Here is a 25,093-nt window from a genome sequence, read left to right on the forward strand (position 1 = left end):
CATGACGCTTTCGATGTACCAGGCTTCCGTTCCCGTGTTCGTGCGTGCGCTGTCGAATCTTGCCCACGTGCTGAAGAAGGGCGAGGCGCACGCCAGGGCCAAGGGCGTGACCGACGAGGTGCTGCTGAACACCCGCCTGATTCCGGACATGCTGCCGCTGGTCAAGCAGGTGCAGATCGCCTGCGACATGGTCGCGCGCGGCACCGCCCGGCTGGCCGGCGTGGAACCGGCCTCGTTCGAGGACAACGAAACCACGCTGGAGCAGATCCACGCGCGCATCCAGCGCGTGATCGAGTACGTGCAGGGCTTCGACGCGAGCCAGATCGACGGCAGCGAGAGCCGCGAGATCCACCTGAAGATGCGCAACGGCGAGATGGACTTCAAAGGCCAGGACTACCTGTTCGGCTTCGTGACGCCGAACCTCTATTTCCATTGCACGACGACCTACGTGATCCTGCGCGAGGCGGGCGCGGAGCTGGGCAAGACCGACTTCATCGCCGGCGCCCAGCAGTAGGTTTTCCAAGGGGCGCGACGGCATGCCGTCGCGCCCGGCTGAACGAAAGCGATGTGCCAACTTTCCGGCACATCGTGAAGCGTGACCGTGCTCACACTCGCCATCGCTGCATGGCGCGAGCCCTGCTTGTCCCTGCGCGAGTCTTCACCCCTTGAGCAGATCATGGACAGCTTCTACGAATGCATCATTTGCGGCGGCCCCCAGCACGGGCTGGTCTACAAGCGCCCGCTGAACTCGCGCCACTCCACGCCGCTGGCGGTCGTCACCGACGATGGCGAGCTGTGCACGCCGGCTGCGCGCAAGTTCGGCTCGCGCGTGGTGCTGCTGCACCCGCAAGCCACCGGCGAGCAGTTCCGGACCATTCTCGCGGCGTAAATGGCGTGCCGCGTCACATCCGCCCGACGACGCGCCAGTGGCGGTTTGAACGCCTGATGACAGCGCCTGCCGCACCGCGTCACCCGCGCTCGCCTTGTTCCGGCGCACCCGACCCGCGGACAATACGCGGCCCGGCGTAGCCCGACCGCCTCCGGTCGTGGCCGCCAGACCGTGCGAACCCATGTTGCGACTGACCGACCTCAAGCTCCCGCTGGACCACCCGCCCGAAGCGCTGGCGAAGGCGGTGCTTGCACGCCTGGAGCTTCCGGCATCCGCACTGCGCGGCATCAGCGTGTTCCGCCGCGGCTACGACGCGCGCAAGCGCGGGGCGATCGCGCTGATCTACACGCTGGACCTGGACGTGGCCGACGAGGCGGCGGTGCTGGCGCGCTTTGCCGACGACCGCCACGTGCAGCCCACACCCGATACCCGCTATCACCCTGTCGCGCGTGCGCCGGCACGACTGGAACACCGGCCGATCGTGGTCGGTTTCGGTCCGTGCGGCATCTTTGCGGCGCTGATCCTGGCGGAGATGGGCTTTGCGCCCATCGTGCTCGACCGCGGCAAGGCCGTGCGCGAACGCACCCGGGACACCTGGGACCTGTGGCGCAAGCGTCACCTGCACCCCGAATCGAACGTGCAGTTCGGCGAGGGCGGCGCCGGCACCTTCTCCGACGGCAAGCTGCACAGCCAGATCTCCGACCCGCACCACCACGGGCGCAAGGTGCTGACCGAGTTCGTCAAGGCAGGCGCGCCGGAAGAGATCCTCTACGTCAGCAAGCCGCACATCGGCACCTTCCGCCTGGTGACCATGGTGGAGAACATGCGTGGCACCATCCAGGCGCTGGGCGGGGAGATCCGCTTCGACCAGCGCGTGGACGACCTGCTGGTCGAGACCGCGGCCGACGGTACGCGGCACGTGCGCGGCGTGCATCTGGCCGACGGCGGCGAGCTGCGCTCGGACCATGTGGTACTGGCCGTCGGCCACAGCGCGCGCGACACCTTCGAGATGCTGCACGCGCGCGGCGTCTATCTGGAGGCCAAGCCGTTCTCGATCGGCTTCCGCATCGAGCATCCGCAATCGGTGATCGACCGCGCGCGCTTCGGCCCGCAGGCGGGCCACCCGATCCTCGGTGCGGCCGACTACAAGCTGGTCCACCACGGCAACAAGGCCGGCCAGAGCGGCCGCTCGGTGTACAGCTTCTGCATGTGCCCGGGCGGCACCGTGGTGGCAGCCACGTCCGAACCCGGGCGCGTCGTCACCAATGGCATGAGCCAGTACTCGCGCAACGAGCGCAACGCCAACGCGGCGATCGTCTGCGGCATCACGCCGGCGGATTTCGCCGCCTACGGCGAGGGGCCGCTGGCGGGCATCGCGCTGCAGCGGCACTGGGAGTCGCATGCCTTCGGCATGGGCGGCGGCGATTACAGCGCGCCGGCGCAACGCGTGGGCGATTTCATGGCCGGCCGGCCGTCACGGGAGCTTGGCGAGGTGGTGCCCTCGTACAAGCCCGGCGTACACCTGACCGACCTCGCCACGGCCCTGCCCGACTACGCAATCGGCGCGATTCGCGAAGCGCTGCCGCTGTTCGACCGGCAGATCCGCGGCTTCGCCATGCACGACGCGATGCTGACCGGCGTGGAGACGCGCACGTCCTCGCCGGTGCGGGTCAAGCGCGACGAGGGCGACTACCAGAGCCTCAACACGCGCGGGCTGTTCCCGGCCGGCGAGGGCGCGGGCTACGCCGGCGGGATCCTGTCGGCGGCAGTGGATGGCATCCGCGTCGCCGAAGCGGTGGCGCTGGCGATCACCGGGTCGGAACCTCGGGCGATCTGAAGCCCTCTCCCCTCCGGGGAGAGGGTTTGGGTGAGGGGCGGGGCTCGCGGGGGAGGTCCTCGGTGCCATGAAGCGCAGAAGTGAGTTTCCCGCAAGAGCGGCCCCTCACCCCAGCCCTCTCCCCGGAGGGGCGAGGGAGCAGAGCTCTCAGTCGGCGCGGCCCTCGCGCCCCAGCCACGCCCCGATCGGCGCCGGGTGGCCGAGCAGATAGCCCTGCCCCAGTTCGCAGCCCATGCCGAGCAGCGCCTCGCATTGGGCGGGTGTCTCGATGCCTTCGGCAATCACCTGGATGTCGAGCGCACGCGCCAGTGCCAGGATCGCGGCGACCACGGTGGTCGCGGTGGTGTGCTCGTCTTCGCCCAGCGCATGCACGAACGCACGGTCGATCTTGAGCATGCGCAGCGGTAGCGAGTGCAGGTAGCTCAGCGAGGAATAGCCGGTGCCGAAATCATCCAGCGCCGCGCCCACGCCGATCGCGCGCAGGCGCTCGAGCATCGTGCGCACCTGTTCGGGGTTGTCCAGCAGCGAGCCTTCGGTGACCTCCACGATCAGCCGCCAGGGCGGCAGGCCGGTGCGTTCGAGCAAGCGCACCAGGCGGGCGTCGAAGTCGCGGTGGCGCAGGTGCAGCGCGGACACGTTGAAGGTCAGGAAGGTGTTCTTGTCGGCCAGCTGCAGGAAGCGCTCGCAGCCGCGCTCGAACAGCCGCCAGTCGATCGATTCAATGTGGCCGCTGTCGTGCGCCACCTTGAGGAAATCGGCCGGCCCGAGCACGCCCAGCTTCGGATGGTTCCAGCGCAGCAGCGCCTCGTAGCCCACTACCGCGCCATCGGCCAACCGGCAGAACGGTTGCAGGTAAGGCTCGAACTCGTCGCGTGCCAGCGCCTGGCGCAGTTCGCCTTCCATGGTCAGCACGTCGATGACGTTCTTGGCGAGTGTCTCGTCGAACAGCTCGTAGCGCTTGCGGCCCTGCTCCTTGGCCCGGTACAGCGCGATGTCGGCATCGCGCAGCACCTCGTCGGCGGTGACGTAGGTGTTGTCGCCGATGGCGATGCCCATGCTGGCCGAGGGCGCCAGTTCGCGGCCGGCGACCTGCATCGGCACGCTCAGCGCGTCGAGCACGCGTTGCGCTACCGCGATCGCCGCGGCGGGGATGTCGATGTCCTCCAGCAGGATCGCGAACTCGTCGCCGGACAGCCGCGCGACCACGTCCGGCTCGCGCACGCAGTCGTGCAGGCGGCGGGCGATCTCCTTCAGGAAGGCGTCGCCCGCCAGGTGGCCGAGGCTGTCGTTGATGACCTTGAAGCGGTCCACATCCAGGTACAAGAGCGCGCAGCGCCGGCCCGGCTCGCGCTGCAGGATCGCCAGCACGCGCTCGAGCCGGTCGCGCAGGAAACCGCGGTTGGGCAGGCCGGTGAGCGCGTCGTGCATCACCTCGTGCTTGAGCTGGCTCTGCACGCGCTCGCGCTCGGTGATCTCCTGGCGCAGCTCGGACGTGCGCTCGGCCACGCGCTGTTCCAGCTCGGCGTAGGCGCGCTGCAGCGACACGGCGGCGCGGCGGCGATGAATGCTGTTGGCGATCTGCAGCGCGGCGAAGGTGAGCAGTTCCTGGTCGGCCTGGTCGTAGTCGATCGAGGGCGTGTAGCTCTGCACCGCGACCAGGCCGATCGCCTGCTCGTCGACCCGCAGCGGCACGCCCAGCCAGCACACCGCCGGCCGACCCACGCGGACCAGGTCGACCTCATCGCGGCGCGCGAGCTCCATGGTGTCTTCCTGGAAGGCCAGCAAGGGCTGCCCGCCGCGCAGCACATACTCGGACAGGCCACGGCCCAGCGGGCGCTCCTGCGCCTTGCGCACGCCGGCGTCGACGTAATAGGGGAACACCAGCTTCTGGCGGTCGTCCGAGAGCAGCGCGATGAAGAAGTTCTCCGCGTTGATGAGCTCGCCGACCACCGCGTGCGTGCGCTCGTAGAACTCGTTCTCGTCGATGTCGGCGGTAGCCAGCTGCGCCAGGTGGAACAGCGCCGCCTGCAACCGCTCGGCACGCTGGCGCTCGAGCACTTCCTGCTGCAGGCCGCGGTTGGCCTCGGCCAGTTCCTGCGTGCGCAGGCGCACGCGCTCCTCCAGCTCGTCCTTGCTCTGCTTGCGTTCCAGCGCGGTGAGCACGTGGCTGCCGACGAACTCCAGCAGCGCGCGATCGTCCTCGGAGAAACCGATGCCGGCCTGATAGCTCTGCACCACCAGCGCGCCGTGCACCTGGCCATCGCGCAGCATCGGCACGCCCAGCCAGTCCACCGCCTCCGGCCCGGAGGGGGCGAAGATGCCCGACACCTGTCGGCTGATCTGGTCCAGGCTGCCCATCAGCGCCTTGCCGCCGGTGAGCAGGTGCCAGGTCATGGAGTTGCGCAGGCTTTCCAGCGGCACGTCGTGGCTGGTGTCCGGTGCGTCGGTGTCTTCGATGTCTGCGTAGTAGAGGAACCGCATCGTGCCATGCTGCGGATCGCTGCGTACGATGAAGAAATTCTCCGCATACATCAGCGTGCTGATGATGCCGTGGATGCGCTTGAGCATCTCGGGCATGTCCAGGTCCGAGCCAGCCAGGTCGGAGATGGCGAACAGCGCGCGCTGGAGTACTTCCGAACGCACCAGTTGCTTGTGCGAGTCCTCCAGGTCGGCCAGCTTCAACGCACGCTGCAGGTACGGGCCGGCCAGTTCCAGGAAGGGTTGAAGCTGGCCCAGCAAGGGCTCCGGGGCCTGGCCGCGCTCGACCTCGAGCATCAGGAACGCACGCTCCTGCGGCAGCAGCCGCACCAGCAGCTCCTGCCCCTGGCGTACCGATCCCCTGGCGTTGGATGTCAGCAAGGTCCGGGCGCGGTCGATGCGCGCGTGATCGGGCCGGCCACTGCTGCTGTAGGTGCGCGGCAAGCCGCTGCCGGCCCAGGCCACGACCGCGTGGCGGCACCCGGCCTGTTCCTGCGCGAAAGCGGCGACCACGGTGGCGACCTCGGCGGGCGTGGTCGCTCCCACCAGGCGCGCCAGCCAGCCGGCTTCGCCCCCCTGCGAAGGTTCAAGCGGGGTGGCGCGGGGGGAACTCATGCAGGCACCCCACGGCGGCGGAGCCCGTCACCGCAGCGACCGGCCTGCTCATGCGCCCCTGCCCTGCAACAGCGCCGTTTCATGGAGTTCCTGTCATGCCCCCGGCTCCAGCCCACTCGTGATGCATACCATAAGATCGACCATCGCGAACCTATCTTGAGCCACGTGCATGTGGCGCCACGCCCGGCGGAGCCCCGCCCCGCGGGCTAGAATCGCCCGATGCTCACCGATGCCACCAAGGACGCGATCCGCGCCGCTTACGCGCGCCTGAAAGAAGGCCTGCCCGGCTTCCGCCCGCGCGCCGCGCAGGGCCGGATGATCGCCGAGGTGGCCAAGGCGTTGGCGGCCGAGGGCGGCGCGGCCGTGGTCGAGGCGCCCACCGGCACGGGCAAGTCGATGGCCTACCTGATCGCCGGCATGGAAGTGGCCCGCGCGCAGAAGAAGAAGCTGCTGATCGCCACCGCCACGGTGGCGCTGCAGGAACAGCTGGTCGAGCGCGACATCCCGCTCTACCTCAAGCTCGACGGCAGCGAGGCGAAGGTCGCGCTGGCCAAGGGCCGCGGCCGCTACCTGTGCCCGCGCAACCTGGCGATGGCACGCCAAAGCATGGGCGCCGAAGCCAGCCAGCTGGGCCTGGGGTTCGATGCGGATCTCGCGCTGTGGTCGAAGCCCCCGGCCGAGCGCGACAAGCAGGCCCTGTCCAAGCTCGCCGGCGCGTTCGAGCGGGGCGAGTGGAACGGCGACATGGACGCCGCGCCGGAGCCGGTCGGCGACTTCCTCAAGCCGATGCTGACCACCAGCGCCGGCGGCTGCACCGGGCGCAAGTGCATCCATTTCATGCAGTGCCCGTTCTTCGCCGCGCGCCGCGCGGTAGCGGACGCCGACGTGATCGTCGCCAACCAGGACCTGGTACTGGCCGACCTGACCATGCCCGGCGAGGACGAAGGCTGGGGCGGCGTGATCCTGCCCAAGCCGAGCGAGACGCTGTACGTGTTCGACGAGGCGCACCACGTGCCGTCCAAGGCGATCGACCGCGGCGCGGCCGAGGTCTACCTCGGCGCCAGCGTACGCCAGCTGAGCCGACTGGCCAGGCAGGTGCATGCCGCCTATTCGCTGACCGACAAGGAGTCGCTGGGCAAGCTCGCGCTCGACGCCGGCGATGCAAAGCTGCAGGAACTCTCCGATGGACTGGAAGAGCTGGAAAAGGCCATCCGTCTGTCCTGGCTGCCCGACCCGGCCGAGAACGAGCCGATGTACCGCGGCTCGCTCGGCCAGCTGCCCGAGGACTGGGTGCTGCAGGCGCAGGCACTGCACGTGCAGACGGCCGAGATCCAGCGCTGGCTCACTGCCGTGCGCCGCGCGGTGGTGGAGATGACCGACGGCGGCCCGACCCAGGAAGCCCTGGCGCGCGAACTGGGCATGGCGCTGGAGCGGCTGGACCGGCAGGAACGCACCTGGCGCGCCTGGGCCGGGGATGATGCGGACAACGCGCCGCCGCTGGCGCGTTGGGTAACGCTTTCCGGCGACCAGCAGCTGGTCTGCCATGCCTCGTCGGTCTCCGCCGGCGGCCTGCTGCGCCACGTGTTGTGGAACAACGCCAGCGGCGTGGTACTGACCTCGGCCACGCTTAGCGCAGGCGGCAATTTCCGGGGCTTTGCCGATGCCGTGGGGCTGCCCGACGACGCCGTCACCCTGAGCCTGCCCTCGCCGTTCGACCTGGCCGCGCAGGCGCGGCTGGAAGTGCCGGCGATCGACGTGCTGCCGGACGCGCGCGAAGCCCATGCGCAGGCGATCTGCGACTGGCTCGCCGAACACCTGGACTGGAACGCGGGCAACCTGGTGCTGTTCACCTCGCGCGCCAAGCTCGACCGCGTGCTGCAGCGGCTGCCGATCGACAAGGTGCGCAAGGTGCGCGCGCAAGGTTCGCTCGGCAAGGCGCAGCTGATCGCCGAACACATCGCCGACGTCGAATCGGGCAAGGGCAGCACGCTGTTCGGCCTGGCTTCCTTCGGCGAAGGCCTGGACCTGCCCGGCAAGCTGTGCGAAACGGTGGTGATCACCCAACTGCCGTTTGCGGTGCCGACCGACCCGGTCGGGGCGACCTACGCCGAATGGCTGGAATCGCGCGGACGCAACCCGTTCCTGGAAGTGAGCATTCCGGAAGCTACCCGCCTGCTCACGCAGTATTGCGGTCGCCTCATTCGCAGCGAGACGGACCGTGGACGCATCGTGCTGCTGGATCGGCGCGTGGTGACCAAGCGCTACGGCGCCGGGATGCTACGTGCGTTGCCGCCGTTCCAGCGGGTGATCGAGCGCGTCGCATAGAGCGCGGGCAAGCCCACCCTTATCTCGCGACTTCTTCCCACGGGTGTCGCGACGCGGCGCAGGCGTCCCAGCGTGGGCCTTGCAACCGCGAGGGCGATGGCGCTCCATGCTGGATACGCTTTGACACATGCATGGCGGATGCTCGAACTAGCGACAGTGCCGGTCAGCGGGGATCGCAAAAAGCAAAAGCGGCCCGAAAGGGCCGCTTTGCCGTTTGCTTGCGCGGCTACGCTCAGAACAACGCGCGCATCTTCTTCATCGCGTTCGCCTCGACCTGGCGGATGCGCTCGGCCGAGACGCCGTACTCGTCGGCCAGGTCCTGCAGCGTGGCCTTGTTCTCGTTGAGCCAGCGCCGCTGGATGATGTCGCGCGAACGCTCGTCCAGCTTCGAAAGCGCGCTGGAAAGCGTCTCCAACTGGTTGTCGGCCTGATCGGCGTCGGACACGTTGTCGTACGGATCGGCGCCATCGTCCACCAGGAAGGCTTCCGGCGCCGGCTTGGCGTCGTCGTCCGCATCGGCCGGCGCCTCGAAGCCGATGTCGCGGCCGGACAGGCGCGATTCCATCTCGCGCACGGTCGCCTCGGGCACGCCCAGATCGTGGGCCACCACGCGCACTTCTTCGGCGTTCATCCAGCCCAGGCGCTTCTTGCTCTTGCGCAGGTTGAAGAACAACTTGCGCTGCGCCTTGGTGGTGGCGACCTTGACGATGCGCCAGTTGCGCAGGATGAACTCGTGCATCTCGGCGCGGATCCAGTGCACCGCAAAGCTGACCAGGCGCACGCCCTGGTCCGGATCGAAGCGCTTGACCGCCTTCATCAGGCCGATGTTGCCTTCCTGGATCAGGTCGCCCAACTGCAGGCCGTAGCCAGAATAGCCACGGGCCACGTGGACCACGAAACGCAGGTGCGACATCACCAGTTTCTTGGCCGAACCCAGATCGTTTTCGTCGGCAAAGCGGCGCGCTAGCGCCTGCTCCTCGTCGTGGCTGAGCACCGGGATGCGGTGCACGGCGGAAATGTAGGCATCCAGGCTGCCAACGACGCTGGGGATCGGCAGGTTGGCGGTCACCAAGGCTTGGGACATGTGGAACCTCCGGCAAGTAAATCGCAGCTTAGCACTCCACTGTTGGGAGTGCTAAAAGGGCGAAAAGTTCAGCTGCGGGATTTATTGTACCGAATCGTACAGCAATATGGGTGGGCTAGCCAACCCTCTGCCATCCGGTCATGCCGCCATTGTTCACACGGGCGATCTATCGGCCGTGAACTGGTGGCCGCGCCTTGCAGCGGTCAGGCGGCCAGTTCCGAACGCGGCGGCAGCGACCAGTCGATCGGCGCCTGGCCGTGGCTTTCCAGGTAGCGGTTGGCGGCCGAGAAATGGCCGTTGCCGATGAAGCCCCGGTGCGCCGACAGCGGCGAGGGGTGCACCGAGCTCAGCACCAGGTGCCGGTTGGGGTCGACCAGCCGTCCCTTGCGCTGCGCGTAGGCACCCCAGAGCAGGAACACCAGGCCTTCGCGCTCGCGGTTCAACGCCTCGATGGCGGCGTCGGTGAAGCCTTCCCAGCCTTTGTTCTGGTGCGCACCGGCATGGCCCTGCTCGACCGTCATCACACTGTTGAGCAGCAGCACGCCCTGGTCGGCCCAGGGCGTGAGGCAGCCATGGCCGGGCCGCGGAATGCCGAGGTCGCGTTCGATCTCGGCAAAGATGTTGTTGAGCGAGGGCGGCACCGGTACGCCCGGGCGGACCGAGAAGCACAATCCGTGTGCCTGGCCGGGGCCGTGGTAGGGGTCCTGGCCCAGGATCACCACGCGCACCTTGTCGAACGGCGTGTGCGCGAAGGCGTTGAAGATCTCCGGGCCCGGCGGATAGAGCACCTTGCCGGCACGCTTCCGGGCACGCAGGAATTCCGCCAGCTCGCGCATGTCCGGGCGCTCCAGGTAATCGCCCAGGTGCGCCTTCCAGGAGGGCTCTAGGCGGACGCGTTCGGCGTCGGCCGTTTCGCTCACGCGTCTTGCGCCCGGGCGCGCAGGTGCTTGGCCACCCGCAACTGGAACAGGAGTTTGGTCACCAGCAGTTTTTCCTCGACCGGTTTCTCGACGAGGTCGTTGGCGCCGGCCTTCAGCAGCGCGGCCTGGTTGGCCGGATTTTCATCGCCGGTCATCACCAGTACGGGGAGCTCGCCTTTGCCGTAGCCGAAATGGCTGCGGATGCGCTCGAGCAGATCGCCGCCAGTCAGCTCGCCCTTCAGGCTGACGTCCGTGAGCACCACGTCCGCGCCGATCTGGCCTTGCGCGCGGTCGGTTTCCAGCATGGCGAGGGCGTCCTCCACGCTCACCACATGGCGCACGGTCAGGCCGATCTTCTCCAGCATGCGGCGGGTGGCCAGCGCCACCACGCGGCTGTCCTCCACGTACAGCACGGTGCCCTCGGCGGTCGCCTCCGGACGCACGTAGCCACGGATGAAATCGGCCAGCGCCTGGAAGCCGAGCGACTTGTCGAAGTAGTCGGTAACGTCGCCCAGCTCGCGCTTGTGCAGGCGCGCGTCGACGTCGCCGGAGACCACCACGATCGGCACATAGGCCTGCGCCGATTCGCGCACGTGGCGGGCCAGTTCCAGCCCGTCCATGTCGGGCAGGCGCAGGGCGATGGTGATGAAGTCGAACGGGCCCTGCTCGATCAGCGCGCGCGCCTCGGCGCCGCTACCGCAATCGACCAGCTCGGCCTCCGGCAATTCGGCCTTGAGCACGCGCGTGATCAGCTGGCGCACCACCTTGGAGCCGTCGACTACCAGCACCCGCGGCGCGGTGCCGGCGCGGCTGCCAACCTCTGCATTCATGCCCCACCCATCCACATCGAACCCCGTGTGCGCCCCGCGCGCACCCAAGGCTATCTTGCATCATCGCGCCTTGCACGGGTGCGAAGGCGATCACTAAGGCGTCCGGCGCCCAGGGCAGTCTCCGCGGTAGATACGTTCCGGGCTGCAAAAGCAGCGGCGCGGGCCATATTTCGCCCTTTGCAGGCCGATGGAACGACTATGGGGCGACAACGGATCAAAAGGTCCATCCCCTTGCGGCCGTTTTTCGCTTCGGACGTTTCTGCCGGCCAGGCTCCTACGCAGCCTTGCGCAACTGCCGTGCGCTGACCAGTCGCGCACCGATCCAACCCAGCACCGCCGACGCCAGCGGCACGGCCAGCAGCAGCCACCACGGCAGCGCCCCGAGGCTGAGGCTGCCGCCATAGGCGCGGTCCAGTTCGGCCGCCGGGCCGGCCAGCGCCAGTTCGATCGCCAGCGCCAGCAGCGAGGCCAGCACGCCACCGAACAAGCCGTACCAGACGCCGGCATAAAGGTACGGGCGGCGCACGAAGGCGCGGCTTGCGCCCAGCAGCATCAACACGCCGATTTCCTCGCTGCGGCTGGCGATATCGGTGCGCACGGTGTTGCCCACCACCAGCAACGCCGCCAGCGCGAGCAACGCGGCCAGCACCAGCACCACGCGATGGCCGACGCCTAGCAGTGCGTCCAGTCGCTGTCGCCACTGGCTGCTGTCCTGCACCAGTTCGACCGCGCGCTCGCCGCGCAGCGCTTCGACCAGCGCGTCCACCGCCGGGGCATCCAGCCCCGCCTTCGGTTGCACCACCAGCACCCACGGCAACGGATTGGCATCGTCCAGCGCGTGCACGGCGCCGGAGAAGCCCTGCAGGTTGGCCAGTTCGTCCAGGCCCTGTTGCGGCGTCTTGATGGTTACGCCGGCGACGTCGGACCGGCTGCGCAGTTCGCCGGCCAGCAAATTGGCCTGCGGGCCGGCCTGGTCGGCCTTCAGGAACACGCTGATCGCCGGGTTCTGGCCCAGCGCGCCACCCATCGACTGCAGGTTGGCCAGCAGTAGGTAGAACGCCAGCGGCAGCGCCAGCGCGAGGCCGAGCACGGCCACGGTCATCAATGTGCCGAGCGGGCGTCCGCCGAGCCGGCGCAGGCTCGCCGCCGCGCTCCAGCCGTGGTGCTCGCGCCAGCCGGCGAGGCGACGGGACTGGCTGCGCTCGCTGCGCGGCGCGGCCTTTTCGGTGACGGCAGGCGCGTTCACAGCACCTCCTCACCCGGGATGTCGGCCACCAGCCGGCCGTGGTCGAGCACCACCACGCGCTTGTGCATGCGCTTGATCAGCGGCAGGTCGTGGCTGGCCACCAGCACGGTGGTGCCGATGTCCTGGAACTCGGCGAACAGGCCCATGATCTCCACCGCCAGTTGCGGATCGAGGTTGCCGGTCGGCTCGTCGGCGATCAGCACCGCCGGGCGCGCGACGATGGCGCGGGCGATGCCAACGCGCTGCTGCTCGCCGGTGGACAGCGAATCGGGCAACTGCCGCTCGTACGAAAGCAGGCCGACCTTTTCCAGCGCGGCGCGTACACGGCGGCTGCGTTCGGCCGGCGCGATGCCGCCGATCAGCAGCGGCAGTTCCACGTTGGCGAACACGGTGCGGTCCATCAACAGGCGATGGTCCTGGAACACCATGCCCAGCCGACGCCGCAGTTTCGGGATGCCGCCACGGCCGACCTTCGCCAGCGCCTGGCCGTCGACCACGATCTGCCCGTGCGAGGGGCGCTCGATCAGCGCGATCAGCTTGAGCAGGGTGCTCTTGCCGGCGCCGGAATGGCCGGTGACGAAGGCCATCTCGCCCGCCGCCACCTCGAAGGACAATTGCGAGAGCGCCTCATGGCCGCCCTCGTAGCGCTTGCTCACCTGGTCGAAGCGGATCACCGCGTGTGGTTCCTTGTCCCGCACCAGAGGCAAAGGATACGGGAATGCCTGGTGCGGTTGGTGCCCGTCGCGCGCGGAAGAAGCCCCCGCTTCCTTGAGGGTCACCAGGTTGCCACGGACCAAGCTCCCTCTCCCCGCCGGGGAGAGGGTTGGGGTGAGGGGCCACCCCTGCGGCACGGTTACGTCGAAGCGAGGCTTTGACGGAGCCCATCGCGAGCCCCGGCCCCTCATCCGCCCCTGCGGGGCACCTTCTCCCGGAAGGGAGAAGGATCAAAGCTCAGCGCCCAGTGAACAGGCGCGTCAGGCGACGGAAGAAGCCCGGCTTCTTGCCGGTCGACTCCACGCCCGACTGCACGGTCACCTGGCGCGACGGACGGGACGGGCCGGCGCTACGCTCGCGCGGCGGCTTGCGCTCGCCGTGCGGCGGACGATTCTCGGTCGTTGCCTGGGCCTGCGGCGCGGCGTTCTCGCCACCCTCGCGGCGGCGGCCACGTCCACCGCGGCGGCGCCGGCGCTTGCGTGCGCCCTCGCCATCCGCTGCCGGGGTGGCGTCCGGGGCGGCCGGCCCCGTAGCCACGACACCCGGCTGCGGCTCGGTCGCCACAGCAGCCTCGCCCTCTGCCCGCGGCGGACGCGTTGCGCGTGGCGGGCGACCCTCGCGGGAGCCACGCTCGCCGCCGCGGCCACCACGGCGCGAGCCGTCGCGAGCCCCCTTGCGCTCGTCCCCGCGCGCCTCGACCTTGTCGCCAAATTGCGCGCTGTCGGCCGCCGCCTGCGCGGCGAACTGCGGATCGATCTCGCGCGGCTTGGGCATCACCAGCATGTCCGCCTCGACGGTCGCCACCGGGATTTTCTGTCCGATGTAGGTCTCGATCTCCGGCAGGCTCATCGCGTACAGGTCGCAGGCGAAGCTGACCGCGTCTCCCTCGGCGCCCAGGCGCGCGGTGCGGCCGATGCGGTGCACGTAGTCCTCGGCATCCTGCGGCAGGTCGTAGTTGAAGACGTGGCTGACCGCCGGGATGTGCAGGCCGCGCGCGGCGACGTCGGTGCACACCAACATGTCCAGCTGGCCTTCCTGGAAGCGCTGCAGCAGCTTCTGGCGCTTCAGCTGCGGCACGTCGCCGGACAACGCGCCGACGCGGTAGCCCTGGCGCTTGACCCGCTCGGTGATGCGCTCGGCGGCGGCCTTGGTGTTGACGAAGACAATGCTGCGGCTGGGCTTCTCGCGCTCCAGCAGATTGAGCAGCAGCGGCATCTTCTCTTCCTTGCTCGGGAAGTAGACGACCTGACGGACCTTGTCGGCGGTGACGTTGTCGGTCTCGACCACCAGCTTCTCGGCCTCGTGCATGTGCTCGTAGGCCAGCTCCAGCACGCGGTGGCTGAGCGTGGCCGAGTACAGCAGCACCTGGCGCTGCTCGCGCGCCGGCAGTCGGCGGAAGATGAAGCGCACGTCCTTGATGAAGCCCAGGTCGAACATGCGGTCGGCCTCGTCGATCACCATGACCTCGACGCCGTTGAGGCCGAACACCTGCTGCTTGTAGTAGTCGAGCAGGCGGCCCGGGGTGGCGATGATGATGTCGCAGCCGTCCTTGAGCTGCTGGCGCTGCTTGTCGTAGTCGACGCCGCCGTAGATCAACGCGGTCTTCAGCCCGGTGTGGCGGCCGATGTTGCGCGCGTCCTTATCGATCTGGATAGCCAGCTCACGGGTCGGCGCAATGATCAGCGCGCGCGGATCGGAATCCTTGCGCTCGGCCACCGCCGGCTGGGTGAGCAGGCGGTTCATCAGGGCGACCAGGAAGGCGCAGGTCTTGCCAGTGCCGGTCTGTGCCTGGCCGGCAACGTCGCGGCCGGTCAGCGCCACCGGCAGGGTCAGTGCCTGGATCGGCGTGCAGCGCGTGAATCCGGCCTCGGCGAGGCCTTGCTGCAGCAGCGGGTGAAGGTCGAAATTGGTGAAGAAGGTGTCGGTCAGTACGGTTTCGGACATGGGTCACAGAGTGGGATGCGGGCAGACGCCTGGGCCGGCCCGGCTCCGCCGCCGGTGGCGCGGAGCGGTTGAAGTTGCGGGGCGGGGCGACCTCGAGTGCGCCCTGCCGGCCGTCTCTTTAAGGACCGGTCCGTGCGCACAACGTCGCTGATCTCCGCCGATGGAGGCTGGGACCGACGGTTCCGCTGGCATAGGCGAGCGGGCAGCTTTTTCCGGCCGGCTCGCCTATGACAACGGAACCCTCCGTCGCCACCCTTGAATCGCTTGAATCGCGACCCGAGTTACGCTGGAATGGAGGCCTGCCGCAATGGCAATCCCGCAGTCTTCCCGTTGGAACCCGCGCAACATGGGCGCCCCAGTGTAGCCGATGCCGGCCGCGCGGTCCCAAACCCCTTTCCCACGCAACCATGGAGATCCTGGTGAGCGACCTGATTACCCACGTCAACGACGATGCCTTCCAGAAGGACGTGCTCGAGTCCGATACCCCCGTGCTGCTCGATTTCTGGGCCGAATGGTGCGGCCCGTGCAAGGCCATCGCGCCCATGCTCGATGAGCTGGCCAAGCAGTACGAGGGCAAGCTCAAAGTCGTCAAGCTCAACATCGACGAGAACCAGAAGACCCCTCGCACCTACGGCGTGCGCGGCATCCCGACCCTGATGGTGTTCAAGCACGGCAAGGTCGAGGCGACGCAGATCGGCGCCGTCAGCAAGGGCCAGCTCTCCCAGATGATCGACAAGACGCTTTGACGCGCCTTTCCCGCCGCGCGCGCTTTACGGCGCCGCGCGGCGGATGCTAGATTGCCTTTCACGACCGACAGGGGCGGTCCGCTTCGCCCCTCCCGCGCGCTCCGCGCGACGCTCGTCACTCCCTCCTGTTTCTCCAACGGCGCCCCCACGAGGTTTGCCCGTGTCCGATATCGAAACCCAAGACCCGTCCGACGCCAAGCGCGCCGAACCCAAGAGCGCGGATGCGCCGCGCACCCGCGCGCCGCGCAAGTCCGCTGCCGAGAAGGCCGCCGCGCCAGCCCAGGCGGCGGCCCCGGCTCCGGCTCCGGTACCCGCTCCGGCACCCGCTTCCCCACCGGCACCTGCTCCGGCCCCCGCGCAGGCCAGTCTGCCGATGGAGCCCGGCGACAACGCGCAGCGCGCGCCGCAGGAGGCCCGCGAAGGCGGCCAGAACGGCAACGGCCAGCAGCAGGCCAACGGCAACGGCAGCAACGAGCGCCGCAACGACCGCAACGACCGCAACGAACGTGACGGCCGCGGCCGCCGTCGCCGCCACGAGCGCGGCCAGCGCCCGCAGGGCGGCCAAGGCGGCAGCCAGGGCGGCAACCAGGGCCAGCCCAACCGCAGCAACCCGCGCGGCCTGCCCGAAGACGACGAGAACGCCGACATCGGCAGCAACGACCGGCTGATCAACCTCACCGAGCTCAAGCGGATGAGGGCGCCCGAACTGCTGGCCTTCGCCGAATCGCTCGGCATCCAGGAAGGCGTCGCCCGCGCCCGCAAGCAGGACGTGATCTTCTCGATCCTGAAGGCCCACGCCCGCTCCGGCGGCGGCATCTGGGCCGAGGGTGTGCTGGAAATCCTGCAGGACGGCTTCGGCTTCCTGCGCTCGGCGGATGAGTCCTACCTCGCCGGCCCGGACGACATCTACGTGTCGCCCAGCCAGATCCGCCGCTTCAACCTGCGCACCGGCGACTACATCACCGGGCGCGTGCGCCATCCGAAGGAAGGCGAGCGCTACTTCGCGATGCTCAAGGTCGACGACATCAACGGCGATCCGCCGGAGGCGTCGAAGAACAAGATGCTGTTCGAGAACCTGACGCCGCTGTTTCCGCGCAAGGCGTTCCATCTCGAGCGCGGCAATGGTTCCAGCGAGGACATCACCGGCCGCATCCTCGATCTCATCGCGCCGATCGGCAAGGGCCAGCGCGGCCTGATCGTCTCGCAGCCGAAGTCGGGCAAGACGATGATGCTGCAGAACATCGCGCAATCGATCCAGTACAACCACCCCGAGTCGCACCTGATCATCCTGCTGGTCGACGAGCGTCCCGAGGAAGTCACCGAAATCGCCCGCACGGTGCGCGCCGAGGTGATCAGTTCGACATTCGATGAACCCGCGGCCCGGCACGTGCAGGTCGCCGAGATGGTGATCGAGCGCGCCAAGCGCCTGGTCGAGCACAAGAAGGACGTGATCATCCTGCTCGACTCCATCACCCGCCTGGCGCGCGCCTACAACACGGTGGTGCCAAGCTCCGGCAAGGTGCTGACCGGCGGTGTCGACGCCAATGCGCTGCAGCGCCCGAAGCGCTTCTTCGGCGCCGCGCGCAACGTCGAGGAAGGCGGCTCGCTGACGATCATCGCCACCGCGCTGATCGACACCGGCTCGAAGATGGACGAGGTGATCTACGAGGAGTTCAAGGGCACCGGCAACATGGAGGTGCACCTGTCCCGCCGCATTGCCGAGAAGCGCGTCTACCCGGCCATCGACATCAACCGATCCGGCACCCGCCGCGAGGACCTGCTGATCGACCCGGACCTGCTCGCCAAGATCTGGATCCTGCGCAAGCTGCTGCATCCAATGGACGAGCTGGCCGCGATGGAATTCATGCTCGACAAGATGAAGAACACCAAGACGAACGACGAGTTCTTCAATTCGATGAAGCGCTGAACCGTAGCGCCTTCCAGGAAACAGGCCGGCATATGCCGGCCTGTTTCGTTTTGCGGCGCCTGGCCCTTTGCGCTCCCGTCACTGCCAGCAGGCCTGGCACCGGCCGGAACGGCTTCTACTATATTTATAGTTGACAAGCTTCCGTCCCGGCTGTATCAACTATGGCCATAGTTTGCAAGGCGGGCTGGCGCGGATGAAGATTTCTCTTACCGACCGGGAAGCCGACGTCATGCAGGCGTTGTGGGACCACGGTCCTTCGCTGGTGGCCGAGGTCCGCGAGCGATTGAGCGACGAACTCGCCTACACGACGGTGCTTACCGTGTTGCGCACCCTCGAGGCGAAGGGCTACGTCGCACACGAGGAAGAAGGTCGCGGACACCGGTATTTCGCCAGCGTCAAGCAGACGACCGCGCGCAAGAACGCCGTACAACACCTGACCGACAAGCTGTTCAAGGGCTCGGCCGAGCTGTTGTTCTCGCACTTGGTTTCCGACCAGAAGCTCAGCCCCGAGCAGATACGCCGCATGCGCCAACTGCTTGCCGAGCGGGCCGGCAAGGAGCGCGGGAAGTGACCGGCTGGATGGCGTACGTCGTCCTGGTCACCCTGGCCCTGAGTGCAGCAGCGCTGGCGGCCGAACAGGCCGCCAAGTGTCGCCGCGGTACCACGCGATGGATATGGATCGCCGCGCTAGCCGGCTCGCTGGCGTTGCCCGCGGCCGTCGCCTCGGTATCGATCCGCCTTCCCGGCGCTCTCGGCTTCGACGTTTCGACGGCATCGATCGCCTTGCGCGATGCCACTTCGATACCGATGCCGCCCGCGCTGGTCGATTTCGGCGGCGCCCGGCCCTATGGCCGTTCGCCTCGTGTCCAGGCGCTGCTGCACGAAGCCTGGCCAGCCGCCTCGATCCTCATGCTGCTCGCCCTGGCCTGGAGCTCGGTATCGCTGCATTGGCGCAAGCGCGGCTGGTTCGAGCAGCACATGAGCGGCGAGCGCGTTTTGGTCTCGCCTGATGCAGGCCCCGCGGTAGTCGGCCTGCTGCGCTCGCGCATCGTCGTTCCCGCGTGGCTGTTGCAGGCGCCACCGGAACGGCAGCAGTGCGTGATCGCCCATGAGCGCTCGCATCTGGACGCGCGCGACCCCCAGCTCGTCGCGCTCGCCCTGCTGCTGTTGACGCTGATGCCCTGGAACCCGTTGTTGTGGTGGCAGTTCCGTCGGCTGCGCCGTGCCATCGAGGTGGACTGCGACGCCCGCGTGCTGCGGCATGGCCGCGACCTTGGCGAATACTGCGAAACCCTGATCGAGGTGGGCGAGCACCGGTCGCATCGGATCGACGTGATGCCGGCGATGTCCGGGCCGTTCCTGGAAACACGAATCCGCCTCATGCTGGGAAAGCCGCGCAAGTGGACGAGCGCGGCGGCGCTGGCGGGCATCTCGCTGGGCATGGCGGTGTTCGCGGCACAGGTGACGCCGCCCGATACCCTCCAACTGGCGGACGCCACGAGGGTCCCGGGCGCCGGCGCGCTGGCCCGCAACGTCGGGTTCTATCGGATCAGCGCGATTTCGCTGGCGACCGTGACGCGCGACGGCGACGGCCTCACCGTGCGCATCAGCGGACAGATTGCCGCGCCGAAGCCCTTTCACATCATGCCGCGTAGTCCGACGCGCTTCGCCGTGCAGGGCATGGACGCCAGCGTCGAGTTCGTCCAGGAAGCGCAGGGCCCGGCACGGCGCCTGGTTGCCTACCGGCGCGGCCGCAAGGTGCTCGATGCGCCACGCGTCGACAAGGCGACGGCGGATCGGATCCAGGCCGCGCTCGCCGCCCGCGTCGCGGCCCAGAAGCCCTTCCCGGGTAGCGAGGAAGCGCTGCGGCGGCTGCTTGGCGACCCCGACAGCGGCGCAGGCATGAGTGCGGATCTTGCCCGTTTGCGCACCGAGACCCGGGCGGCCAGGAAGGCCTATCTCGCCCAGCTGGGGCCGGTCGAGTCCTATGCGTTCACGGGCGTCAGCGCATTCGGCTCGGACAGTTATCGCGTCAAGCGCCGGTACGGCACGGAGAACGTGTTGCTGGTGCTCGACGAGCAGGGAACCCTGGTGAGCGCCTTCCGGCACCGCTGAGCCCGTTTGTTGTCGCCGGCTCTTGCACGGTCCCGGCCCAATCGATCCACCTGTGTGGCCTTCCAGGATGGCCGCAACGGTTCTGTCGTGCCCGCGATTTCCACAGGAGTGAACAGATGAACCGTACAGCACCGCACCACGCCATCATCAACCGGCTCGTCCACCTGTCCTCGCAGACCAATGGCGCCATTCACCGGCGACCACGAACGGCCCGGGCCGTGGTGTCGATGGCCCTGGCCGCCTGTCTGGGCATGGTGGTTCTCCCTGCATTCGCCAGCGCAGCGCAACCGGCGTCCCGCGCCGGCACGCTCGAGGGCGCGCCCTACCGCATCGACGTTCCGGCTCCATGGAATGGGGACCTGGTCGTGCTGATGCACGGCTACGAACCCAAGGGCGCCCCGCGGACGACACCGATGAAGCCATGGGAGCCCACGCAGCTTTTTCTCGCGCAGGGCTACGCCGTCGCGCAGAGTGATTACGCGTCGCAGGGATGGGCCGTAGGCGATGCCCTCCTCGACACTGAACGGCTGAGACAACTGGCCGTGCGCGACATCGGGCAGCCGCGCCACACCTGGCTGGTCGCCCTGTCGCTGGGCGGCCTCGGCGCGGCGGCGAGCCTCGAACGGCATCCGCATGCCTACACGGGCGCGCTGATCCTGTGCGGCGCCACGGTTTCCACGCCGGAACTGCTGTCGCGCGGGGTGCTGACACCGCTGGTCGCCTTCGACACGCTGATACCCGGCGTGCTGCCCGACCCGGCGGCAGCCGACGCGCCGAAGTTCGTACCTCCTGCGGTGATCGCCCAGGCGCTTCAGGCGCACCCGCAACAGGCCGCGCTGCTTGCACGGCGACTGCAGGGAGCGCAGACCTCGCTGTCGCTTTACTACATGGTGCTGCGCGAGTTCGAGCAGCACGCGGGCGGCATGCCCGTGGACAACCGCCACACCGTCTACCGGGGTTTCGGCGACGACGAGGCCTTCAACCGGCGCGTGCATCGCTACGCCAGCTCGCCCGCGGCGCTTGCTTACAGCCGTCGCAACGTCAGTCTCAGCGGGCGCATCGAGGTGCCGCTGGTAATGCAGTGGAATACCCACGACCAGACCATTCCCGCGCGCTTCCACGCCATCTATCCCGACCAGGTGCGGGCGGCGGGCAAGGCCCGGCTGCTGACGGTGCTCCCGCCGGTCGGGGAGGGACATTGCGACTTCAGCGACGTGCAGATCCGCAGCGCTTTCGACACATTGCAGCGCGAGGCGGAACCCGCGCGCGCCGATCGTTGAACCCAGCCGACCGGGAAGCGCCGGCCCCCGCAGGGGCCGGCATTTTTTTTACGGACGCTGCCAGCTCAGCCCATCGGCCGAACCGTCTGGGTGCGCGTACCAGCGCACGTGGTTGGTGCCGTTGGGGCAATCCATGCCGGTGGCCGTGTCGTCCAGCGAACCGTTCTGGGTCAGCACCGCCTTCTGGTAGCAGCTGCCGCGGTTGTCGGTGAACACGTAGGTATGCGCCGCGTGCCAGTTGCTGTCCGCATCGGTGTCCGGATCGACGCGATGGTTGCCTTCGAACTCCTCGCGCACCTGGGTGGTGTACGGCTGCAGGCCATGCCGGAAGTGGCTGGCGTCGAGCTGGCGCTGCTGGTGCACGTTGACTGCGCCACCGAACAGGTCGACGTCGAGCGAGCCATCTTCGCTGTACGCATCGGTCAGCCGGCCGGCGCCGATGTAATGCAACTCCAGCGGGTAGCTGACCGCGAGCTGGTCCTCGCTGAGCAGGCTGCCATTGCGGGTGCGGCGGCTGGTGCTCTGCGTCGTGCTCTTCAGCCACAAGTCCTCGCGATAGTACGGCTGGTCGTTCGTTGCCGGATCATCCTTGACGTGGAACTGCCGCACGTTCTCGAAGCTGGATTGCTGGGTCACCACCGATTCGACACGTCCATGCGAGGTATCGACGTAGCCGCGAATCTCGAAGTTCCGGTCCAGACGCGCACCGAGCCGCCCGTCCAGCAGGTTGCCGTCCTGCACCAGTCCGTCGGTAACCGCGGGCTCGGGCAGCTCGACCGGTAGCGAGTTGAAGGTCACCGCACCGGGCAGGCGACTCTTGCCTGGGTCGAGATACACCAGCAGGTTGGCCGTGCGCGGGGCAAGGTACCACTGGTCGTTGACCTCGCTGCGCGCAGGCATGTTCAAGCCCACTTGGTGGGTTCCGGCTTCGTTGAGGATGGCGGCGAACGGGGTCAGGTCCACGCGGTAGGGGAGGAAGTCCAGTGACTGCGCACTGTCCGTGGGCGTATCCATCGCGTTCCAGAAGGGCGAGCGCCTGGGCCCGGAGTTGACGCTGAAGTGGGTAGGCAGCCACGGGAAGACGGGCGCGACACCCGCCGGCGTGCCGTCGACGGTGACCAGCACGTCGGAATAGCTGTGGGGGAAACAACCCTGTTCGACCGGGAAGATCCCGCGCTGGCTCAGGCCTAGCGCGACACGGCTGATCAGGGTCGGATGCGCCTGCGCCACCTCAGGGGTGAAGCAGTTGTACCAGAACGCCTCGTCCTTGGCGGTCACGTCCAGATAAGCGCGCTCGATGTTGTGGGGAAGCGCGTCGAGATCCTTCACTCCTGGCGGTGCGGCGAGCTGGTCGACGTACGTCGAGAACACGGCATCGGGCACCCGTGGCGCCGGGTTGCCCGGCCGCGGCGGATAGAAGCGCAGGGTCGCGGTGCCGGTGACGTTGATGCTGCTCCCGCCGAGGTCGCGGAACGCGCGCAACGCGGTCAGCGTGCCGTTGCCCGGCTGCTTGAACAGGACGCTGTAATCGGTCAGGTCCCGCTCCACGTGCCACTGCATGGGCTGTGCGGTATCCGCCGTGGGACCGATGAACAGGGTCACGTCGTCGAGCGCCAGGGCCACGCCCTGGGTACGGGTGTCGCGCGAACCACTCAAGTCCATGCTCAGCACGACCTTGGCCCAGGGACCCGGGCAGTTGGCAGGCGGGCTGAATACGAAGCCGGTAGCGGGGGTGTCGAACGGCGCACCGGTGAACAGCTGCACCTCGCACGGCTGGGTGTGCGGCGTGGGGACCGGGGGTCCTGCGCGTTCGATCGCCTCCTGCGGCGAAGCCGTCGCGATACAGGGGGCAAGCAGGGCGAATGCCGCGACCGGGAGCGTCGCTTGCGTCAGTCGTTGACGCGCTGTCTCGGTAGACATCGTGATGGTTCCTCCTCTGATGTCCCCCTGCCCGCCTATCGTGCGGGTGTGTACATCAAAGGAATGTCCTTACGAAAAAGTAACAGCTCAGTTCGCTCCCGTTTATCGACCTGTCTGCCAAGCAAACCGGACCTTTGGTTGCAGCTACCGCGTGGGCGCAAGCGCCACCGGCCTCGCCGGGAAGGGTCAGGCGCCGGCACAATCCATGCTAACGCTCATGCCCGGCCCCGCTGTCGCACACGATCCCTCGTCAACCATAGCCCGCCAACTTGGCACGGGGCCGGCGGCACACCGGCCCCGTGCCTTCGGGCGTGCCTACGGCCGCCAGGTGATCGCATCAGGGGAGCCATCCGCATGCGCGTACCAGCGCACGTGGTTGCTGTCGCCCGGGCAGCCATTGCCGAAGGTCGAGCCGGTCAGCACGCCGTTCGCGCTGGTGCGCACCGCCTTGTAGCAACTGCCGAAGCTGTCCTTGAAGCCGTAACGGCGCAGGCTGTTCCAGTGGCTGTGCGTGCCCTCGTCCATGTCGTGGCTGGCGACGAAGCGGTCGTTCAGCACGGTGGCGTACCAGGGCATGCCGGGGCGCCGATGCCATCCCTCGACGTGCCGCTTCTGGTCGACCGCGAACTGGTAGCCGGTCAGGTAGACGATCGGGCCGTCGCCGCCATCGGGGTCGTATTCGCCGAACGTCGCGTAGTGGAGCGTGAGCGGGTACGCGACGATCTCGTGATCGTTGCTCAGCACCTTGCTGCCGCGGGTGCGGCGGCTGTGGCGGTCCACGGTACTTTGCAGCCATACGTTCTGCCAGTACGACTCGAGTTCTTCGTAGACCAGGCCGTCCAGATGGAACCCCTGGAAGTTGCTGAACTTGACCTTCTCCTTCACCAGGGAGTTGATGCGCCCGTGGGAGGTGTTGACGAAGCCGTGGATCTCGAACTGCCGGTTCACTTCGGTGCCGACGTTGCCCTCCAGCACGTTGCCGGAGGCGGACAGCGAGTTGGTGACGACCGGGGTCGGCACGCCATCGGTCAGCGTGTTGAGGGTGACCGCCCCGGTAACGTGCGCACTGCCGTGGTCGAGGTAGAGCAGCAACTGCGCATCCGTCCATGCATTACCGGAGAGCGTCACCGTGTGCGGACCGGCGTCGCTGAGAATCGCCGCGAACGGCGTGAGGTCGACGCGGTAGGGCACCAGGTTGAACACCTGCACGCCCGGGACCGGTGTATCCAGCGCATTGTGGAACACGCCATTCAAGTCGCTAGGCAACCACGGGAACACCGGCACCACGCCGGCCGGCGTGCCGTCGACGCTCACCTCCACCTCCCGGAAACTGCCGCCGGTACACCCCTGCGGCTGCGGGAAGATGCCGGGCTGGTTGATGCCCGGAGCCAGCACGCTGAGCAGCGCCGGATAGCTCACCGCCGAGGCGTTCGGGACGCAGGTGTACCAGAGCGGCTCGGCGCGCGCGGTTACGTCGAGGTAGGCGCGCACGATGTTGTGCGGCAGGTTCTGTGGGCTGCCGCTGGCCTGCACCACCCGGTCCGGCACGCGATGCGCCGGCGTGCCGGCGGTGGAGCGGTAGAACATCAGCTTCGCGCTGCCGGTCACGCGGCTGCCGTCGCCGTAGGGTGTGCCCAGGTCCAGGTAGTTGAGCGTGCCGACACGCGGCGCGTGCAACAGCGCGGCGTAATCGGTCAGGTCGCGTTCGACGTGCCAGTTGTCCACGTCATCGGTCTGCGACAGCGACCCGTTGAACAGGCTGACGTCCCCTAGGCTCAAGTTGACCTGCGCGGTATTGGCGGCGCGCGAGCCGCCGAGGTTGAGCTTCAGGACGACCTTCGACCACGGGCCGGGACACCCCGGCGGCGGCGCGTAGCTGTAGCTGGTGAATTCGTCGAACGGCTGGTCGGTGAACAGGATCACCACGCAAGGCGCGCCTGCGGCGCTCGATACGCGGGGTTCCACCGTGGGGACCGCTGGCGCGGCCAGGACGGCCACCGCGGGAAACAGGCAAAGCGTCACCGCAGCCACGCTGCGACGCGCGAACTTGGTAAACATAGGTTTCTCCCTACGCAAGATGCCACCCCGAGGCCGCGCGATCTTGCGCCCTGCCCCGTCAAGGGTGATTTCACGCTTTCCTCACAGCCGAGGCCGGTTCGGAAGAAGGCTGTTTTTGCTTGCAAATCAACCGGACACGGCCTTTCACAGCGGTTATCCAGAACC

General features: G+C 68.1%; 18 protein-coding genes. 9 read left to right on the top strand and 9 right to left on the bottom strand.

Annotated features, from left to right (window positions below):
* Position 1 precedes the first annotated feature (1 nt).
* The 3 genes from ACFWZ3_RS07670 (at position 2) to ACFWZ3_RS07680 (ending at position 2,726) form a co-directional block, all read left to right on the top strand.
* Complete coding sequence (locus ACFWZ3_RS07670) at positions 2–514, top strand: DUF1993 domain-containing protein (RefSeq protein WP_439707147.1); 513 nt, start codon at positions 2–4, stop codon at positions 512–514.
* Positions 515–676: 162 nt separating this feature from the next.
* Positions 677–889 (top strand): hypothetical protein, encoded by a 213-nt coding sequence (locus ACFWZ3_RS07675; protein WP_439707148.1) that lies wholly within the window; start codon positions 677–679, stop codon positions 887–889.
* A gap of 181 nt (positions 890–1,070) precedes the next feature.
* Complete coding sequence (locus tag ACFWZ3_RS07680; RefSeq protein WP_439707149.1) at positions 1,071–2,726, top strand: NAD(P)/FAD-dependent oxidoreductase; 1,656 nt, start codon at positions 1,071–1,073, stop codon at positions 2,724–2,726.
* Between the two features lie 147 nt (positions 2,727–2,873).
* Here the strand turns inward: ACFWZ3_RS07680 and ACFWZ3_RS07685 are convergent, their stop codons facing one another.
* Positions 2,874–5,819 (bottom strand): EAL domain-containing protein, encoded by a 2,946-nt coding sequence (locus ACFWZ3_RS07685; RefSeq protein ID WP_439707150.1) that lies wholly within the window; start codon positions 5,817–5,819, stop codon positions 2,874–2,876.
* Positions 5,820–6,038: 219 nt separating this feature from the next.
* On the opposite strand from ACFWZ3_RS07685, the gene dinG reads away from it, so the two are divergent.
* The gene (gene dinG, locus ACFWZ3_RS07690; RefSeq protein ID WP_439707151.1) at positions 6,039–8,144 is read left to right on the top strand and encodes an ATP-dependent DNA helicase DinG; all 2,106 of its coding nucleotides are present in this window, start codon (positions 6,039–6,041) and stop codon (positions 8,142–8,144) included.
* Between the two features lie 232 nt (positions 8,145–8,376).
* On the opposite strand, the gene rpoH is transcribed toward dinG, so the two are convergent.
* From rpoH to ACFWZ3_RS07720, 6 genes are all read right to left on the bottom strand, one after another.
* A complete protein-coding gene (gene rpoH, locus ACFWZ3_RS07695; protein ID WP_439707152.1) occupies positions 8,377–9,228 on the bottom strand; it encodes an RNA polymerase sigma factor RpoH in 852 nt (283 codons plus the stop codon).
* 203 nt (positions 9,229–9,431) lie between these two features.
* A complete protein-coding gene (gene ung, locus ACFWZ3_RS07700) occupies positions 9,432–10,148 on the bottom strand; it encodes a uracil-DNA glycosylase (RefSeq protein ID WP_439707153.1) in 717 nt (238 codons plus the stop codon).
* The gene (locus ACFWZ3_RS07705) at positions 10,145–10,978 is read right to left on the bottom strand and encodes a response regulator (protein WP_439707154.1); all 834 of its coding nucleotides are present in this window, start codon (positions 10,976–10,978) and stop codon (positions 10,145–10,147) included. The genes ung and ACFWZ3_RS07705 overlap by 4 nt, the downstream gene beginning before the upstream one ends.
* 274 nt (positions 10,979–11,252) lie before the next feature.
* Positions 11,253–12,224, bottom strand: coding sequence for a permease-like cell division protein FtsX (gene ftsX, locus ACFWZ3_RS07710; RefSeq protein WP_439707155.1), 972 nt, complete (start codon positions 12,222–12,224; stop codon positions 11,253–11,255).
* Entirely contained in the window at positions 12,221–12,898 is a 678-nt protein-coding gene (gene ftsE / locus ACFWZ3_RS07715) for a cell division ATP-binding protein FtsE (protein WP_209618628.1), read from the bottom strand. Before ftsE ends, ftsX begins: the two co-directional genes overlap by 4 nt.
* A 277-nt stretch (positions 12,899–13,175) precedes the next feature.
* The gene (locus tag ACFWZ3_RS07720; RefSeq protein ID WP_439707156.1) at positions 13,176–14,882 is read right to left on the bottom strand and encodes a DEAD/DEAH box helicase; all 1,707 of its coding nucleotides are present in this window, start codon (positions 14,880–14,882) and stop codon (positions 13,176–13,178) included.
* Positions 14,883–15,301: 419 nt separating this feature from the next.
* Here ACFWZ3_RS07720 and trxA point away from each other — a divergent pair, with 419 nt between their 5' ends.
* The 5 genes from trxA (at position 15,302) to ACFWZ3_RS07745 (ending at position 20,950) form a co-directional block, all read left to right on the top strand.
* The gene (gene trxA, locus ACFWZ3_RS07725) at positions 15,302–15,628 is read left to right on the top strand and encodes a thioredoxin TrxA (RefSeq protein WP_439707157.1); all 327 of its coding nucleotides are present in this window, start codon (positions 15,302–15,304) and stop codon (positions 15,626–15,628) included.
* A 160-nt stretch (positions 15,629–15,788) separates the two neighbouring features.
* Positions 15,789–17,555 (top strand): transcription termination factor Rho, encoded by a 1,767-nt coding sequence (rho, locus tag ACFWZ3_RS07730; protein ID WP_439707158.1) that lies wholly within the window; start codon positions 15,789–15,791, stop codon positions 17,553–17,555.
* Between the two features lie 193 nt (positions 17,556–17,748).
* Entirely contained in the window at positions 17,749–18,126 is a 378-nt protein-coding gene (locus ACFWZ3_RS07735) for a BlaI/MecI/CopY family transcriptional regulator (protein ID WP_439707159.1), read from the top strand.
* 134 nt (positions 18,127–18,260) lie between these two features.
* Positions 18,261–19,670, top strand: a complete 1,410-nt coding sequence (locus tag ACFWZ3_RS07740; protein ID WP_439707160.1) for a M56 family metallopeptidase — start codon at positions 18,261–18,263, stop codon at positions 19,668–19,670.
* A gap of 116 nt (positions 19,671–19,786) precedes the next feature.
* Positions 19,787–20,950: an alpha/beta hydrolase family protein gene (locus tag ACFWZ3_RS07745; protein WP_439707161.1), complete on the top strand. Its 1,164-nt coding sequence runs from the start codon at positions 19,787–19,789 to the stop codon at positions 20,948–20,950.
* A 48-nt stretch (positions 20,951–20,998) separates the two neighbouring features.
* On the opposite strand, the gene ACFWZ3_RS07750 is transcribed toward ACFWZ3_RS07745, so the two are convergent.
* Together ACFWZ3_RS07750 and ACFWZ3_RS07755 are read right to left on the bottom strand one after the other, a co-directional pair.
* The gene (locus tag ACFWZ3_RS07750) at positions 20,999–22,870 is read right to left on the bottom strand and encodes a peptide-N4-asparagine amidase (protein ID WP_439707162.1); all 1,872 of its coding nucleotides are present in this window, start codon (positions 22,868–22,870) and stop codon (positions 20,999–21,001) included.
* A gap of 315 nt (positions 22,871–23,185) precedes the next feature.
* Positions 23,186–24,928, bottom strand: coding sequence for a peptide-N4-asparagine amidase (locus ACFWZ3_RS07755; protein ID WP_439707163.1), 1,743 nt, complete (start codon positions 24,926–24,928; stop codon positions 23,186–23,188).
* Positions 24,929–25,093: the final 165 nt, after the last annotated feature.

The organism is Frateuria sp. GZRR35 (genome assembly GCF_051900415.1).
Classification (GTDB): Bacteria; Pseudomonadota; Gammaproteobacteria; order Xanthomonadales; family Rhodanobacteraceae; genus Frateuria_A.